The organism is Pedobacter sp. AW31-3R (assembly GCF_052180285.1).
GTDB lineage: Bacteria > Bacteroidota > Bacteroidia > Sphingobacteriales > Sphingobacteriaceae > Pedobacter.
The window spans coordinates 6,511,959-6,528,163 of sequence record NZ_CP197475.1; the positions used below are offsets into that span (position 1 = coordinate 6,511,959).

At 43.7% G+C, this 16,205-nt stretch carries 13 protein-coding genes; 4 read left to right on the forward strand and 9 right to left on the reverse strand.

What is annotated here, in order from left to right; genetic code table 11:
- The first annotated feature begins 260 nt into the window (after window positions 1–260).
- A complete protein-coding gene (locus ACSBL2_RS26555; protein ID WP_442589574.1) occupies window positions 261–1,922 on the forward strand; it encodes a glutamine--tRNA ligase/YqeY domain fusion protein in 1,662 nt (553 codons plus the stop codon).
- Between the two features lie 114 nt (window positions 1,923–2,036).
- On the opposite strand, the gene ACSBL2_RS26560 is transcribed toward ACSBL2_RS26555, so the two are convergent.
- Entirely contained in the window at window positions 2,037–2,870 is an 834-nt protein-coding gene (locus ACSBL2_RS26560) for an N-acetylmuramoyl-L-alanine amidase (protein WP_442589575.1), read from the reverse strand.
- A 221-nt stretch (window positions 2,871–3,091) separates the two neighbouring features.
- On the opposite strand from ACSBL2_RS26560, the gene ACSBL2_RS26565 reads away from it, so the two are divergent.
- Window positions 3,092–4,777 carry a dipeptidyl-peptidase 3 family protein gene (locus ACSBL2_RS26565; RefSeq protein ID WP_442589576.1) on the forward strand — a complete coding sequence of 562 codons (1,686 nt, stop codon included), beginning with the start codon at window positions 3,092–3,094 and terminating at the stop codon, window positions 4,775–4,777.
- 80 nt (window positions 4,778–4,857) lie between these two features.
- Here the strand turns inward: ACSBL2_RS26565 and ACSBL2_RS26570 are convergent, their stop codons facing one another.
- From ACSBL2_RS26570 to gltX, 8 genes are all read right to left on the reverse strand, one after another.
- Window positions 4,858–5,229 carry a response regulator gene (locus ACSBL2_RS26570; RefSeq protein ID WP_442589577.1) on the reverse strand — a complete coding sequence of 124 codons (372 nt, stop codon included), beginning with the start codon at window positions 5,227–5,229 and terminating at the stop codon, window positions 4,858–4,860.
- 18 nt (window positions 5,230–5,247) lie between these two features.
- Window positions 5,248–5,811 (reverse strand): chemotaxis protein CheB, encoded by a 564-nt coding sequence (locus ACSBL2_RS26575; protein ID WP_442589578.1) that lies wholly within the window; start codon window positions 5,809–5,811, stop codon window positions 5,248–5,250.
- A complete protein-coding gene (locus tag ACSBL2_RS26580; protein WP_442589579.1) occupies window positions 5,812–6,639 on the reverse strand; it encodes a CheR family methyltransferase in 828 nt (275 codons plus the stop codon).
- Window positions 6,639–7,010: a response regulator gene (locus ACSBL2_RS26585; RefSeq protein ID WP_442589580.1), complete on the reverse strand. Its 372-nt coding sequence runs from the start codon at window positions 7,008–7,010 to the stop codon at window positions 6,639–6,641. The genes ACSBL2_RS26580 and ACSBL2_RS26585 overlap by 1 nt, the downstream gene beginning before the upstream one ends.
- An 18-nt stretch (window positions 7,011–7,028) precedes the next feature.
- Window positions 7,029–10,610 carry a response regulator gene (locus ACSBL2_RS26590; RefSeq protein ID WP_442589581.1) on the reverse strand — a complete coding sequence of 1,194 codons (3,582 nt, stop codon included), beginning with the start codon at window positions 10,608–10,610 and terminating at the stop codon, window positions 7,029–7,031.
- 16 nt (window positions 10,611–10,626) lie between these two features.
- Window positions 10,627–11,751, reverse strand: coding sequence for a hybrid sensor histidine kinase/response regulator (locus ACSBL2_RS26595; protein WP_442589582.1), 1,125 nt, complete (start codon window positions 11,749–11,751; stop codon window positions 10,627–10,629).
- Between the two features lie 132 nt (window positions 11,752–11,883).
- Window positions 11,884–12,726: a KPN_02809 family neutral zinc metallopeptidase gene (gene ypfJ, locus ACSBL2_RS26600; protein ID WP_442589583.1), complete on the reverse strand. Its 843-nt coding sequence runs from the start codon at window positions 12,724–12,726 to the stop codon at window positions 11,884–11,886.
- A gap of 171 nt (window positions 12,727–12,897) precedes the next feature.
- Window positions 12,898–14,409, reverse strand: a complete 1,512-nt coding sequence (gltX, locus tag ACSBL2_RS26605; protein WP_442589584.1) for a glutamate--tRNA ligase — start codon at window positions 14,407–14,409, stop codon at window positions 12,898–12,900.
- An 89-nt stretch (window positions 14,410–14,498) separates the two neighbouring features.
- Between gltX and ACSBL2_RS26610 the strand changes: the two genes are divergently transcribed.
- Window positions 14,499–15,713 (forward strand): sensor histidine kinase, encoded by a 1,215-nt coding sequence (locus ACSBL2_RS26610; RefSeq protein WP_442589585.1) that lies wholly within the window; start codon window positions 14,499–14,501, stop codon window positions 15,711–15,713.
- Window positions 15,694–16,200: a DinB family protein gene (locus ACSBL2_RS26615; protein ID WP_442589586.1), complete on the forward strand. Its 507-nt coding sequence runs from the start codon at window positions 15,694–15,696 to the stop codon at window positions 16,198–16,200. The genes ACSBL2_RS26610 and ACSBL2_RS26615 overlap by 20 nt, the downstream gene beginning before the upstream one ends.
- The last annotated feature ends 5 nt before the right edge of the window (window positions 16,201–16,205 follow it).

The window sequence follows — 16,205 nt, forward strand, 5'->3', positions numbered from 1 at the left end:
ATATACGTCACTATTACCTGCTTTGCTGTTCCCGGAGCGCATCATTTGCTATAAACAACTGTAAATCAACCCACATCAAAACAACAAAGAGAAGTAACCCTACTTTTTTGCCCCGGCTATGTCCGTTTATTCCAAATTAACCATTAAAACCAGGATCGTCCTGTTTAAAGTTTTGCCCATAATTTATACCAGGCAGTAGACGTAAATGTAAGTGAAATTAGGTCTTTTATGTTAACTTTGGGAATAAATTTACAGTTTTTATGAGTGAGGAAAGATCATTGAACTTTATTGAAGAGATCATTGAAAACGATTTAAACAGCGGAAAATACGAGACTTTAGTTACCCGTTTCCCCCCTGAGCCTAATGGATACCTGCATATAGGACATGCTAAAGCAATTTGCCTGAATTTTGGACTGACCAAAAAATATGGCGGTTATACGAACCTGAGATTCGATGACACCAACCCGGTGACAGAGAAGACAGAATATGTAGACAGCCAGCAGGAAGACATCAAATGGCTTGGATTTGAGTGGAAAAATGAGTTGTATACTTCAGATTATTTCGATACGCTTTATGATTTCGCCGTTAAACTGATAGAAACTGGTTTCGCTTATGTAGATCATGGAACCGCAGATGAAATCGCGGCTTTAAAAGGAACACCTACAGAACCCGGAAAGGATAGTCCTTACCGCAGCCGCAGTGTAGCCGAAAACCTGGACTTATTCAGCAGGATGAAAGCTGGGGAATTCGGTGACGGGGTTTGTATCCTGCGTGCAAAAATTGATATGGCGAGTCCGAATATGTTAATGCGCGACCCGATTATTTACAGGATTAAACATGCGGCACACCACCGTACCGGTGATACCTGGTGCATTTATCCGATGTACGATTTTGCACACGGCCAAAGTGACAGTATTGAAGAGATTACGCATTCCATTTGTACACTTGAATATGTTTCCCACCGTGAACTGTATGACTGGTTCATAGAGAAATTAGGGATTTTTCCTTCCAAACAATATGAATTTGCCCGTCTGAACCTTACCTATACCGTCATGAGCAAGCGTAAGCTGCTCCAATTGGTGAATGACGGAATTGTCAGTGGCTGGAACGACCCGCGTATGCCGACCATCAGCGGATTGAGAAGAAGGGGCTATACCCCGGAAAGTATCCGTGAATTCTGTGAGCGGATCGGTATTGCGAAAAGAGAGAACCTGATTGAGCTGAGCTTACTGGAGTTCTGTCTGCGTGAGCACCTGAATAAAACAGCGAACCGCGTAATGGCCGTATTGGATCCGATTAAACTGGTGATCACCAATTATCCGGAAGGACAAACGGAAACACTGATCGGTGAAAATAATCCTGAAGCTGAAGACAAAGGCGGAGTAAGGGAAATCCCTTTCAGCAATGAACTTTGGATTGAACGGGAAGATTTCATGGAAGAACCCGCCAAAAAATGGTTCCGCCTTGCTCCTGGAGCAATGGTAAGGCTAAAAAATGCCTATATCGTGAAATGTGAAGATTTCAAAAAAGATGCGGAAGGAAAGGTAACTGAAATTTACTGTACCTATATTCCTGAATCCAAAAGTGGTGAAGATACCAGCGAAATCCATGTTAAAGGAACCATTCACTGGGTAAGTACGGCACATGCGAAAACAGCAGAAGTGAGGATATATGACCGTTTGTTCTCTGTGGAATCACCTGACAGTGAAGAAGGAGATTTCAAGGATTACCTGAACAAAGACAGTATTACCGTCATCAAAGAGGCTTACATTGAGCCCTACCTGGCCAATGCAGATAGCGATGCACGTTACCAGTTTATCCGTAAGGGTTATTATTGCCTTGACCAGGATTCAACCCCTGAAAAACTGGTATTTAATCAGGCTGTCGGACTAAAAGACGCCTGGGCAAAAGCAAAGAAATAACAAAAATCTGAAAACAGGCTGTTTCATTCCAGATGATCAGCCTGTTTTTCTCTCCATAAACGCGTTTTCTCCACTATCCATTGAGCTGGATCACCATTTCGAAAGAAGCGTCTCCTACAGGTATTTTTTATACAGGTTAAACAGGATCATTTGATCTGACTGTGACAGCACGGGATTTTCATCTTTCTGCACAAAATGTATTTTAAATGCTTTTATGGCAGCAGATTTATTACTTACGTTATAACCGATAATGCGCAATGCGGCTATGGCATCAAAATTATCCGGCGGGATCTGCAGAATTGCATCATACCATAACCCGAACCCTTTATAGGCAAGGTCCTTCCAGGGGAATTTATAGGGATCAATCTTACGTCCCGGTGCAATGTCTGAATGTCCGATAAAATTTGCCACCGGAATATTGTATTTCTTTTTTAGCGTAGACAGCAAGGCCAGTAAACTCCTGATCTGCTCCGCTGAATACGGTTCTTTTCCGGTATTGTCGAGCTCAACGCCTATGGAGCCGGAATTCAGGTCTGCATTATTCCCCCATTTCCCTACACCTGCATGATTTGCACGAAGATAATCGTTCACCATCTGCACCACCTTACCGTCTCTTCCCACAATATAATGGGCACTGGTCTCTGTTCTTTTCAGTAAAAAGGTATTGATCGTTTTATCGGTCGATTCCTGTGCGGTATGGTGTAAAATAACATAATTCGGTTTGCGGATTCCAAAATTCACCGATCCGATAAAAGACTGCGATTCCAGGGCTAAGGAATCGACAAACTGATTCACCGGCGGCATGGCTTTCAGTGTATTTCCGAAATCATTTGCTTTTTCTTTATAGACTTTATTCGTCGCTGCATATTTACTGGTGCTGCAGGCAGACCATAAACAGAGCGGAATCCCCATCAGGATTACATTTCTCAGGGTTATCGTTTGTGACATAGGTTGATGATAAATGCCGAAATTACCTATTATTTATATAAATGAATCTGATTTGAATTAACTTTATCGCTGCTTTATATTTTTTCCTAATTTCGCTGAGTTCAAAATTAATGCCTGAATGAGTATAGGCCACGGCAGAGATAAGGGTATTTTGCCTGGCCAAAGCTGCCCTGTGTCATTTATAGACAGGATTAATTACCTAGAAAAACAATATATATTACATGAAACACCTCAATAAAACAGTTCTGTATCTGATGGGCTGCACGATGATCGGGTCTACAGCCATATCTTGTACCAGTAATTCAGGGAAAACCACAACAAAAACTGAAAAAAACAGCACTGCAAAAGATAGTTTACAGAGATATGTTGACGAGCGGTTAGACATCTACAAAACAGTAAGGCTGACCACCAACCTGAATGCACTTACCCCAAGCGACAGGAAAGTACTTCCCTTGTTGATCAAGGCTGCACAGATTATGGATGAGTTATTCTGGAAACAAACCTATCCGCAAAGAGATAGCCTGCTCGCTAAAGTAAAGGATGAAAACACCAAAGCTTTTATTAAAATAAACTATGGTCCATGGGACAGGCTGAATGGTGACAAATCATTTATTGCCGGGATTGGGGCAAAACCCGATGGTGCTGCCTTTTATCCTGCCGGGATGAGTAAAGAAGAACTGGAAAAATCTACCCTTAAGGACAAATTCAACCCATATACGGTCATCCAGAGGGATACTGCGGGAAAACTGATTTCAGTGCCTTACAATGTGCTTTATGCAACAGATCTGCAGAAGGCATCCAGCCTGCTGAAACAGGCCGCACTGCTGGCTGATGATGCCGGACTAAAAAAATACCTGAACCTGAGAGCAGATGCCCTGGTGACGGATAAATATACCGCAAGTGATTATGCCTGGCTGGAAATGAAGAACAATAACCTGGATATCATTATTGGCCCTATTGAGAATTACGAAGATAAATTATTCAATGCACGTTCTGCCTTTGAAGCTTATGTCTTGGTGAAGGATAAAGAGTGGAGCAAACGTCTGGCAAAATATGTAAGCATGCTTCCTGAACTGCAGAAAGGATTACCGGTGGCCGCGAAGTATAAAACGGAAAAACCGGGTACAGACTCAGAACTGAATGCCTACGATGTTGTCTTTTATGCCGGAGACTGCAATGCAGGATCGAAGACCATCGCTGTGAACCTGCCAAATGATGAATTGATCCAACAGGAAAAAGGAACGCGGCGCTCCCAGTTAAAAAATGCAATGAAAGCTAAATTCGATGAGATTTTATTGCCGATTGCGAATGAACTGATTGATAAAGACCAGCAGCAATACATCAGCTTCGATGCTTTTTTCTCCAATGTGATGTTTCATGAAGTCGCACACGGACTTGGCATCAAAAAGACCATTACCGGTAAAGGATTTGTAAAGGAGGCCTTAAAAGAACAATACAGCTGGCTGGAAGAAGGCAAGGCAGATATTCTAGGTTTGTATATGGTGACTGGCTTATTGAAAAAAGGAGAGCTGAAAGGGGATATTAAAACCTTTTATACCACTTTTATGGCAGGTATCCTGAGATCGGTAAGGTTCGGTGCAGCAAGTGCACATGGAAAAGCGAACATGCAATGCTTCAACTATTTCAAAGAGAAAGGTGCTTTTGTGAGAACAGCCACGGGTACATATAGGGTGGATTATACGAAATTCGCGACTGCCATGGACGGATTAAGCAGTGTGATCCTGACGTTGCAGGGCAATGGTGACAAAGCCGCAGTAGAAAAACTGCAGCAAGAAAAAGCGGTCATCAGTGCAGAGCTGCAATCAGACCTGGACAGACTAAGTAAAAAAGGGATTCCTGTGGATATCGTATTCGAACAGGGCTTTGATGTACTTGGGGCGAAATAATCCTGTTTTAGCCGGAAGAAAGGCCCAAAGCTGCAGCTCAGTAAGATATTCCGCAGCCTTCTTATCCGGTATATGACAAATTAACCAACTGGGAGATATTTCACAATAATATCTTCCAGTTCGTGGATATCAAACGGTTTTGACAAATAGCCATCGGCACCAGCCTGATCAGCAAGCGCCATCACATCATTGTTTGCCGAAAAATAGATAACCGGGATATATTTCAGTTTCTCATCGCTTTTAAGCGCCCTGGTGGCATCAATACCTCCAACATCAGGCAACCAGTTGTCCATGAAAATAATATCCGGTGTATAGGCTGTAACCTGGTCAATAATATTATTTGATGTAGACGAAGTTTTTATCTCATATCCTGCATCTTCCAGAATAATTGTACACAGGTCCAGAATGTCTGTATTGTCATCAAAAATGAATACCTTTTTTTGTTCAGCCATTATAATGTAAATAAAATCTTAGGATAACAAATTTATAAAATCTGCAATATCTTCAATGGGTAAAATATAATCAATTTTTACGTTTGCCGCAGCCTGTGCGGGCATATAAGCGACCTGAGCAGATTCAGGATCCTGAATAACGGCCTTTCCGCCCCATGCTTTTACACTTATTAATCCGTTTACTCCATCTGCATTCGATCCGGATAACAGGAGACAGACCAGTTTCTCCTTATACACCTCTGCTGCAGTCTGAAAGGTCACATCGATAGAAGGCCTGGAATAATTTACCTTCTCGGAGTAGTCCAGCGAAAACGTACCATCCTGCTCTATCAGGGTATGGTAATCTGATGGAGCGATATACACCGTTCCGGGCTTTAACACTTCTTTCTCATCGACTTCCTTGACCACCAGTTTTGTCCGGCCCGACAATAGCTCAGGGAGCAGGGAATCCGTACCATGTTTTCTGTGGATCACAATGACAATTGGAAATGTTATGGCAGGATTAACTGATGGAAGTACTTTTAACAGCACATCCAGGCTTCCGGCAGATCCACCTATAACGAGCGCATCACATTTATTCATTTATTTTACCTTTCTCCAGATTTTCTCTCCTGGTAATCGTTTATAATCCTTTGCTATCTGTGAAAAATCGAGTGTTTCCTTTGTTCCAAGGGCCAGATAACCGAGATCTTCCAGACTGTCATTAAAAAGCTGCAGCACTTTGTGCTGAAGGTCCCTGTCAAAGTAAATCAGTACATTTCTGCACAATATCAGCTGGAACTCATTGAATGAATGGTCTGATACCAAGTTGTGTGTTGAAAATATAATTTTACTCTTCAGTTCCTCATCAAATTTTGCCAGGGAATATTTCGCCGTATAATAACTGGAAAAATCCCTCGTTCCTCCGGAGAGGATATAATTCTCGGAGTATTGCTTCATCTGGCTCAGGGCAAACATTCCCTGTGCTGCTTTTTCCAGCACTACCGGGTTAATATCTGTCGCATAAATCAACGATTTATGCAGTAAATTCAGCTCCTTCAGGACAATAGAGATCGAATATGCTTCTTCACCTGTTGAACTCCCGGCAAGCCATATCCGTATAAACGGATAAGTGCCCAGTTTCGGAAGCACTGTACTCCTTAAAGTCTTAAAAAAAGTAGGATCCCTGAACATCTCTGTCACATTCACCGTGATCTGCTCCACAAACCGTTTGAAATACAAACTATCATTTCTGATTTTATACCTGAACTCCGCAAAACTCAAAGCTTTGTCCAGCATATACAATCTCAGGACCCTTCTTTTTAAAGAAGCCCTGGAATATCCCGTAAAATCATATCCGTAACATTCCAGCAGATCCGATAAAAGATCGTCTATCTGTAAGTCACTGATGACGGGCAGTTCGATATTCATTAAATATATTTTACAAGTAAATCAGTTAAACTATCTACATTAATGGGTTTGGACACATAGGCTACAGCACCTGCTTCCAGGCAACGTTCCCGGTCGCCCAGCATCGCCTGAGCTGTTACTGCAATTACAGGGATATCTTTTAATGCAGGCGTGGCACTCATGACTGCCATTGCCTCATATCCATCCATACCCGGCATCATCATATCCATGAGCACAACAGCTATATCCTGCTGCTTTTCGAGGACGTCAAGGCCTTCCTGCCCCCCTATAGCCGATAAACAACTGTATCCTTTAGCTTTTAACACTGCCGTTAAAGCAAAGATGTTCCTGTTATCGTCATCAATTATTAATACTTTTTTTGTATCAGGCATATCGTTCAATAGTAATGATTAATTTTTATCATAAAGCCATACCCGCAGTAAAGAGATCAGCTGATCAATATCCACCGGTTTTGAAATATAATCTGAAGCACCTGCAGCAATACATTTTTCCCTATCTCCCATCATTGCTTTTGCTGTAACAGCCAAAATAGGTAAATGTTTGAACGCGCTTATTTTCCTTATCTCTGTGGTACTTTCATAACCGTCCATTTCAGGCATCATCATATCCATGAGCACAAGGTCTATAGAAGGATTGTCCTTCAGCACCTGCAGCGCTTCTTTTCCATCTGTTGCCGCAAAGACTTTCATTTTATGCTGTTCCAGGGCTTTGGTCAGTGAAAAAATATTCCTGACATCATCATCGGCAATCAATACCGTCTTATTGTTCAGCACCTCATAAAGGCCGCCAAGACTCTCTGTACTTTTCCTTCCGGCCTCTGCAGAATTCCCCTTCTCTTCTACCAGATGGAGGAACAGCCCTGCCTCGTCCAGGATACGCTGGTACGAATGTGCCGTTTTAACCACAATAGAATCAGCATATTGCTTAATCCTGTTTTCTTCTCCTTTGGATAGGTTTTTACCTGTAAAAATAATGATCGGCAGGTTTTCCAGGCCATCACTTTTCTTGATGGTCTCCAGCGTCTCGTATGCATTTTTATCCGGGATACCCATATCCAGGATGACACATTCCACTTCCTTTCTGCGCAGGGCATCGATACTCTGCGTCACATCATTGGCCACCTCCGTATGAATATTATAGGTACTTAAAAAATAGCTCAGCGCCTTGGCATGCTGCTGGTTTTCCTCCACAATAAGTACTTTTTTAGGATGCCTGCTCAGTGCACTTTCCAGCTTTTGAAAAATCTGCTGCATATGTTCCAGTGCAAAAGGTTTATTGATAAAGTCTACCGCCCCTTTCAGCAGGCTTTCTTTCTTTACCTCCATTGAAGACATAATATGTACAGGAATCGGACGCGTAACAGGGTTTGATTTCAGCTCTTCCATCACCTGCCATCCGTCTTTCACCGGCAGCTGTATATCAAGTAATATGGCAAGTGGCTGATAGTGGTTGGCGAGTTCAATACCGATATCTCCCCTGACCGCTACAATACCTTTATAATTTCTTTTCCTGGTGAAGTTCAGCAGCGTTTTAGCGAAGCCTGTATCATCTTCTATAATCAGGATGATTTTATCATCCGCATGAATATTGTTCCTGTCATCTTCAATCTCCGCAGGGATATGAGTTACCGTAAAACGTTCAGGCAGCGGAATAGCAGGCTGGTCAGCATATACAGGTTTGATCGCAAACTCCTGGAAACTATCTTTTTCAGGCAGCTCTGTTTTTTCAATAGGCAGCGACAACGTAAAAGTACTGCCTTCATTTTCCTTACTGCTCAGGGAAATTTCTCCGCCAAGCAATTTGGCCAGTTCACGGCTGATAGACAGCCCTAAGCCTGTACCTCCAAACCTGCGACGGGTAGAGCCATCTGCCTGTTGAAAAGCCTCAAAGATAATTCCCTGCTTTTTCTCCGGGATACCGATTCCGGTATCTTTTACCTTAAACAGCAACAAATGGTTTTCCCTGCTTACCGACAGTCGGACACTTCCGGTGCTGGTAAATTTAATTGCATTGGAAAGCAGGTTCTTGAGGATCTGTTCCAGCCTCATCTTATCAGTTTCTATCGCCGGTACATCATCGGCCACTTCAATAATCAGCTCCAAATTCTTGTTCCTGGCAATAGGATTAAAAAGTGAGCGCATATCCGTCGAAACCTCTGTCACGCTGACATCAGCAACTTCCAGCTTCATCTTTCCTGCCTCAATCTTTGAAAGGTCAAGAATTTCATCAATTAAGCCCAGCAAGCCCTGTCCCGAACTCTGGATCACTTCCGCATATTCAATATATTCCGGATCAAGCTCTTTGTTATCCGACATCAATTTGGACAGCAACAGGATAGAGTTCAGTGGGGTCCGCAGCTCATGGGACATGTTGGCAAGGAACTCCGATTTATACTTTGTACTTTGCTCCAGCTGCTCGGATTTCTGCTGAATTTCAATATTGTGTTCCTGAATCAGCTGGTTTCTTTCCTCCAGCAAACTCGATCTTTCTTCCAGCTCCTGGTTGGCCTGCAACAGTTCTTCCTGCTGCACCCTTAACTCTTCTTCAGAGGTCTGTATCTTTTGTGTCTGCGCTTCAAGTTCCGCATTTAGTCCTTCCAGTTCTGAATGCTGTGCCTGCAACTCTTCCGTTTGTGCCTGTGTTTCTTCCAGGAAATCCTGCAGGCGCTTACGGTTTTGGGCCGTTTGTACCGCAACACCGATGTTCGAGGATATATTATGGAAAAACTCCAGTTGTAAGGCAGAAAAGGCCTGTAAAGATCCGAATTCCATTACACCTACGACCACCCTGTCCCTGATCACCGGTACCGCAGCAATGTTCCTCGGTTTGGAATTACCCAAGGCATAACTGATCGTCATTTCATCATCCGGAATATCATTCAGCAGAATTTGTTTTTCAGATTTGAATACCTGTCCAACCAGGCCTTCCCCTGGTTTAATCACCAGTTTTTTCTGTTCTTCCAGTAAAGCATAACTGCCGGTAAGGTGCAGATAACGGTCTTCCCCGTGCAGGTAAAGTGCCGCAACCTGTGCATCTGTATGCTGAACAATGCTTTCCAGGATATCACTGGCCAGTGTACTCACACTTTTTTCACCCACCATCTTATCGTTCAGCGTCGCAATCCCGGCCTGCATCCATTCCTTATCGGCCAGCAGGGCGAAGGAATACTGTAAAGATTCTGCCATGTCGTTCAGGCTTCCCGCAAGAATACCCAGCCCGTCTTCTGAATTCTCCTCCAGTCGCACATCATATTCTCCTTTGGAGATTTGTCCGGCCAGCCCTTGTATGACTTCTATGCGGTGTGCAATTTCTTCATTTTTTTCCTGAAGTTCTTTTTCCAGTATAATTCTTGCCAGGAAATCGGCAGATACCCTGCGGTAGAAAAATATAGTAATTAAAATCGCAAAGATTGCCGCGATAATAATCAATACCGGTGTATAACCCGCCAGTTTATTCTGGTCGGCAGTACGTTCCGCCAGCAGCGATGTTTCCTCAGCCTTCATGGTTTTGATCAGGTTGCGTGCCGCATCCATGTATTCTTTCCCCGTGAGCAGATCACCAATATTTACGGTGCCTCCATTTTTGCGGATGAGGATGGTCTTTTGCATGACTGTCAAACGGTCATGGATAATCGTGCGGAGTTTACTCAGATTTTCCTGGTGTCTTGAATTATCCCTGGTTTGATTTTCCACACTGTCCAACAAGTGCAGGGCCTCTTCTTTCGCCCCGTTATAGGGTTCAATAAACGCATCTTCCCCGGTCAGGAGATACCCGCGCTGTCCTGTTTCCGCATCCTTCAGGGTGGAAATAATGCCATCCAGGTTTGACATGACATCATTGCTGTGGCTCACCATCTGCGAACTTTTAATCAGGTTATGGATACTGATATAAGAAGCAAGGGAACTGATAAAAAGTATGATTAAAGATAGCCCCAGCCCAATACGAAGGTTATTTTTTATTGTTTTCTGCATGATTTAATAATGGGATTTAATCCTCTTCTGAGAACGAATTTAATGGAATTTTGAAATAAAACTCAGACCCTTCACCCAAAGCGCTGTTCACGCCTACGGTTCCCTGGTGTCTTCTGATGATTTCAGCAGAGATATACAGCCCGATGCCCAGTCCCTGGAAATGTATGGCGGTTTCCTCTACCCGATAGAATTTATCAAATACGCTTTCCTGCTGGGCCTTTTCTATGCCTATACCGAAATCCCGTACGGCAACCTTCAGTTCCTCCCCTTCCACGGAAACATCAATGTGCACTTCAGTCGTGCCGGGTGCATATTTTATCGCATTGGTGAGAAAATTGACAATCACCTGCTCTATCCGCATCTCATCCGCATAGATCAGCTGAGGAACAGTACCTCTTTTCAGGATGGTAAATTCTGGATTAGACTGGTGGATGATTTCAACAATACCGTCGAGCAGTACATTTAAATCGAAGTGTTTTTTATTGAATTTTAACTTGCCGCTTTCAATTTTGGAGATATCCAGCAGGTCGGCAATAAGATCATTGAGCTTGTCCAGCTGTACCTGTGCTTTCTGCAGGTGTTTTTTTACGGTTGGCGTATCCCCTTTATCGATACTCCTTTCCAGCAATTGCACGTATCCTTTTACACTCGTTAACGGTGTTTTGAGTTCATGGCTGGCAATGCTGATAAATTCGTCTTTTTTCCTTTCCGCTTTCTTTCGGATTTCAATTTCTTCCAGAAGGGTATTCTGAATCTCTATTAATTTCCTGCTTTGTTCATAGATCCTGTAAAAGGTCTGGACCTTCAGCAGCAAAATATTCATATCTACAGGCTTGGTGATATAATCCAGTCCGCCGGAAGAATAGCCCTTCGTGATAAAGTTCAATTCCGTATTTACGGCCGACAGGAAAATAATTGCGGTTTCTTTAGCCTTGCTGTATCCTGCGATGGCTTCTGCGACTTCAAATCCATCCATTCCCGGCATCTGGACATCCAGAATAATCAGAACATATGCATTTTTCAGTACTTTTTTGAGTGCCTCTTCACCGGAAGAAGCGGTATCCACTTCAAAATTATGCCGCTCCAGAACTTTTTTTAGAGAAATCAGGTTCTCCGGGGTATCGTCTACAATTAAGATCATTATAATGAATAAAAAGTATGGCTAACAAATTCTTTTAGGGGTTGCCCTGAGAATAGTTGCCCACTAAAGTAATACAACTTAAAAGAATATTTTGTTTTAAATGATTCGTCCTGCATGATTTCATTTTTTTGGCTAAAGTTCATTGCTCTTAAAAGTATCGCCCTGACTGATATCGCCGGTGTCAAAACCTTTCTTAAACCAGTACATCCGCTGTGCGGAAGTGCCATGGGTAAAGGCATCCGGCACCACTTCTCCCTGTGCCTGTTGCTGAAGCTTATCATCACCAATTGCATTGGCGGCAGTCAATGCCTCCTCAAGGTCACCCTCTTCAAGGGCAATATCTTTCATCTGTTGCGCATGATGCGCCCACAGACCGGCAAAGAAATCTGCCTGCAGTTCGAGCTTCACCGACATCCTGTTGTATTCTTTTTCGCTCATCGTTTCACGTGCCTGCTGTACCCGGTCTGATATCCCCAGCAGATGCTGTACATGGTGGCCGACTTCATGGGCAATGACATAGGCCTGGGCGAAATCACCACCGGCACCAAAACGGTTTTTAAGATCATTATAGAAGGAAAGGTCTATATATACTTTCTCATCCGCCGGACAATAGAAAGGGCCAACGGCCGAACTTGCATACCCACATCCGGACTGTTCCCCTTCGCTGAACAACCTCAAGACAGGTTTTTGATAAGTTTTATCCATTTTCCGGAATTGCTCTTCCCAAACCACCTCAGTAGAACCGAGTACATTGCCGACAAAAGTTCCTGCGGCATCCTGTGGTGTTCCCCTCTGTACGGCCGTTTGTTCGGAATTGCCTACAGGCAGTTGTGAAACCAGTCCTGTTAAATCAGTACCGAAAAACAATCCTATAATGACAACGAGGATACCGATACCGCCTCCAAGCACCTTTCCGCCGCCTGAAAGCCCCCTTGCATCCTCCACATTACCACTGCCCCTGCCGAAAAACTTCATAAAAACCCGATTAATTTTGGTATAACCAGATTATCGTCAATTGTTATACCAATTATTGGGACTTGAGACGAATACCCGATTAAAGGTAATTATACCCGGAAAAACTGGAATTGGAGAACATCATTCAGAACCTGTAAAACATACTCTTTTCCAGGTCCTGAATACCTGATCTTAGTTATTGAATGCGACCAAAGCTGCTGTAATTCTATTTTTAGTTTCTTCAGTTCCCAGTGCATACGCAATATCGAAAACTCCAGGGCCAAATTTACCACCCACCAGCATAATGCGGAAGGGAAGCATCAGTTCGCCAGGTTTAAGATTTTGTGCTGCAGCCATGGACTTGAACTGCTCTTCCATTTCCGGGGCAGACAACCCTTCGGTTAAGGCCTCCAGATAAGAACTGAAAAATGCGGCCTTTTCTTCCGACCATTTATTTTTTACCGCTGCCACATCATAGGCTGCCGGTGAAGCAAAGAAATATCCGCTTTGCGTAATGAAATCTGTGAGCAGGTTACACCTGTCTTTCACCAGATCAATTACGGTGGAAACATAGGCATCATCATTGAGGACCAGGCCCTGTCCTGCGAACAGGATTTTGACCTCCTCCAGCAACCGCGCTGCAGTGGCATTTTTAATCCACTCATGGTTATACCATTTTGCCTTCTCAAAATCAAATTTAGCACCCGCTTTACTGATCCGTTCCAGACTGAATTTATCAATCAGCTCCGCTAAAGAAAAGATCTCCTGGTCTGTCCCGTCATTCCATCCGAGCATACCCAGCAGGTTGATAAAGGCCTCTGGCATAAAACCAAGTTCTTTAAATCCAGGGGTAAGGTCGCCCGTTTTCGGATCTGTCCAGTTCTGTGCATATACAGGGAAGCCCAAACGGTCACCATCTCTCTTGCTCAGCTTTCCATTCCCGTCAGGTTTCAGAATTAAAGGTAAATGTGCCCATTTCGGCATCTCTTCCGCCCATCCCAGGTATTTCCACAACAGGATATGGATTGGTGCCGATGGCAACCACTCTTCACCCCTGAAAATATGGGAAATCTGCATTGCCCTGTCATCTGCAACAACAGCGAGGTGATAGGTCGGCATCCCATCAGCCTTCAGCAACACTTTATCGTCTACCAGGTTGGTATCAAAACTTACCAGTCCGCGGATCATATCCACAAATGAAACCTGCTCATCCTCAGGCATCTTGATCCTTACCACATGGGGTGTATTGTTTTTGAGTAATGCTGCCACCTCTGCATCAGGTAAAGAAAGAGAATTTCTCATGCCCATCCTTGAAGCTTGTCCGTATAGAAAATTCGGGATTTCCTTACGTTTCAGGTCCAGCTCCTCCGGGGTATCAAATGCATAATAGGCAAATCCATCAGCAATCAGCTGCTCCGCATACTGCCTATAGGTCGGCTTGCGCTCACTCTGGCGATAGGGGCCGAATTCGCCCCCCAACTGCGGACTTTCATCAGGATTTATGCCACACCAGGCCAGGCAGGAAACAATATATTCCTCTGCACCGGACACAAAGCGCGTCTGGTCGGTATCTTCCACACGCAGAATAAAAGTTCCGTTGTGTTTTTTGGCAAACAAATAATTAAATAAGGCTGTACGTACACCACCTAAATGAAGGCCTCCTGTAGGACTGGGGGCAAATCTTACTCTAACTTTCTTTTCCATATTATTTGGTACAAAGATATATTTTTTAAGTGCTTACCGTTGTATTGATGTCTTTTTGAATGCTATTTTGTATTTTGCCTGCTAAACCTATGAATCCCTACGAAAAAAAACGGCGCTGGAAATTCTTCTTACTGGTATTTGCCATTGTTATCGGCACAGCCTCTGTATTTTACAGTGATTTCTTCGTAAAGAAAATGGAGCGTGAAGAGAAAGTGCAGTTCCAGTTGTATGTTAAAGTAACGGAACAGTCCTTACAGATGTATGACGATAACCGTTATACTGACCTTATTGAAACCATTACCCAAAACACGAAGCTACCGGTGATCATGACTGACGGGACCGGAGAGATCAATGCCTATCAGGGCCTGGACTCCACGAAAACAAACTACGACTTTGAGAAACAGGGAAACAAGACCTATGATCCGGGTTATTTCGAAAGGGAGCTGAAGAAAATGAAAAAACAGCATCCGGGTACTCCTATCATTGGCCTGGATGGTAAAATATGGCATATCTACCATAAGGATTCCTCTACGTTAACCCAGCTTCGTTATTTCCCATTTATACAGCTTGGCGTTATCGGATTATTTCTGCTTACGGCATATGTAGCTTTTAGTTCTGCCAGAAGATCAGAACAGGACCAGGTATGGGTAGGTATGGCCAAGGAAACAGCCCACCAGCTCGGCACTCCGATTTCGTCTTTAATGGCATGGGTGGAGTTAATGAAGTCCAGGTTTGATGCGGAAGATGACCCGCTGATTGCAGAGATGGAAAACGATATCAAACGCCTGGAAGTTATCACCGACCGGTTCTCAAAGATCGGCTCCAAGCCCGTACTGGAAGATCATGTGGTCTATACGGTAATCAATAATTTCATTCAGTATTTCAAACTACGGACTTCAGATAAAGTAATTTTTACCATTACCGGAGATGACCAGGTGCGTGCCCTGCTGAATGTTCCGCTGTTCGACTGGGTCACAGAAAACCTATTGAAAAATGCGGCGAATGCCATCGAAAATGAAGGCAGCATTACGGTAAATATCATTGAACACCTGGCTAAAGAAGAAGTATTTATTGATATCACGGATACCGGAAAGGGCATTCCGAGATCGAAATTTGATACGGTCTTCCAACCCGGATACACCACCCGGAAAAGGGGCTGGGGATTGGGGCTATCCCTCACCAAAAGGATCGTAGAAAATTACCATAGCGGACAGATTTTTGTCAAAGAATCAGAAGTCGGTAAGGGAACAACCTTCCGCATCATCTTAAAAAGCAGCCTAACTTATGAACCGACCTCAACCTAATGAATACCCGGAATGGGCAAAAAACTATATAGACCAGGTTGCTGACGACCTGTTTGACCTGCTCGAAAGACAATCTTCCGACTGGCCTGAATTTATAAACAGTATAGCGCACAAGGCGGACTATGCCTATGCTCCGGGAAAATGGACCATCCGGGAAATTGCCGGGCACATTATAGATACAGAAAGAATTCTCGTCTACCGCCTTACTGCATTTGCACGCAAGGAACAGGCTGCCCTCCCCGGTTTCGATGAAGACCAATACGTTGCTGAAGCCCGTTTTTCCGAAAGAGACCTGCAAAGTTTAACCGAAGAGTTTTCCTTGCTCCGTAAAGCCAACCTCTACCTTTTCCGCTCACTCAACGCGCAGGAACTGGACCATGTGGGAACGGCTTCAGAACGCCGGCTGACTGTCCGGGCCTTACTTTTTGTGATTGCCGGACACGTGGTTCACCATACAAGGATCATTAAAGAACGATACCTCATATAATCTCC

What these genes read in the sequence shown, in the direction of transcription:
- ACSBL2_RS26555 (WP_442589574.1), top strand. Translation starts at nt 261, where the DNA reads ATGAGTGAGGAAAGATCATTGAACTTTATTGAAGAGATCATTGAAAAC.
- ACSBL2_RS26560 (WP_442589575.1), bottom strand. Translation starts at nt 2,870, where the DNA reads ATGTCACAAACGATAACCCTGAGAAATGTAATCCTGATGGGGATTCCG.
- ACSBL2_RS26565 (WP_442589576.1), top strand. Translation starts at nt 3,092, where the DNA reads ATGAAACACCTCAATAAAACAGTTCTGTATCTGATGGGCTGCACGATG.
- ACSBL2_RS26570 (WP_442589577.1), bottom strand. Translation starts at nt 5,229, where the DNA reads ATGGCTGAACAAAAAAAGGTATTCATTTTTGATGACAATACAGACATT.
- ACSBL2_RS26575 (WP_442589578.1), bottom strand. Translation starts at nt 5,811, where the DNA reads ATGAATAAATGTGATGCGCTCGTTATAGGTGGATCTGCCGGAAGCCTG.
- ACSBL2_RS26580 (WP_442589579.1), bottom strand. Translation starts at nt 6,639, where the DNA reads ATGAATATCGAACTGCCCGTCATCAGTGACTTACAGATAGACGATCTT.
- ACSBL2_RS26585 (WP_442589580.1), bottom strand. Translation starts at nt 7,010, where the DNA reads ATGCCTGATACAAAAAAAGTATTAATAATTGATGACGATAACAGGAAC.
- ACSBL2_RS26590 (WP_442589581.1), bottom strand. Translation starts at nt 10,610, where the DNA reads ATGCAGAAAACAATAAAAAATAACCTTCGTATTGGGCTGGGGCTATCT.
- ACSBL2_RS26595 (WP_442589582.1), bottom strand. Translation starts at nt 11,751, where the DNA reads ATGATCTTAATTGTAGACGATACCCCGGAGAACCTGATTTCTCTAAAA.
- ypfJ (WP_442589583.1), bottom strand. Translation starts at nt 12,726, where the DNA reads ATGAAGTTTTTCGGCAGGGGCAGTGGTAATGTGGAGGATGCAAGGGGG.
- gltX (WP_442589584.1), bottom strand. Translation starts at nt 14,409, where the DNA reads ATGGAAAAGAAAGTTAGAGTAAGATTTGCCCCCAGTCCTACAGGAGGC.
- ACSBL2_RS26610 (WP_442589585.1), top strand. Translation starts at nt 14,499, where the DNA reads ATGAATCCCTACGAAAAAAAACGGCGCTGGAAATTCTTCTTACTGGTA.
- ACSBL2_RS26615 (WP_442589586.1), top strand. Translation starts at nt 15,694, where the DNA reads ATGAACCGACCTCAACCTAATGAATACCCGGAATGGGCAAAAAACTAT.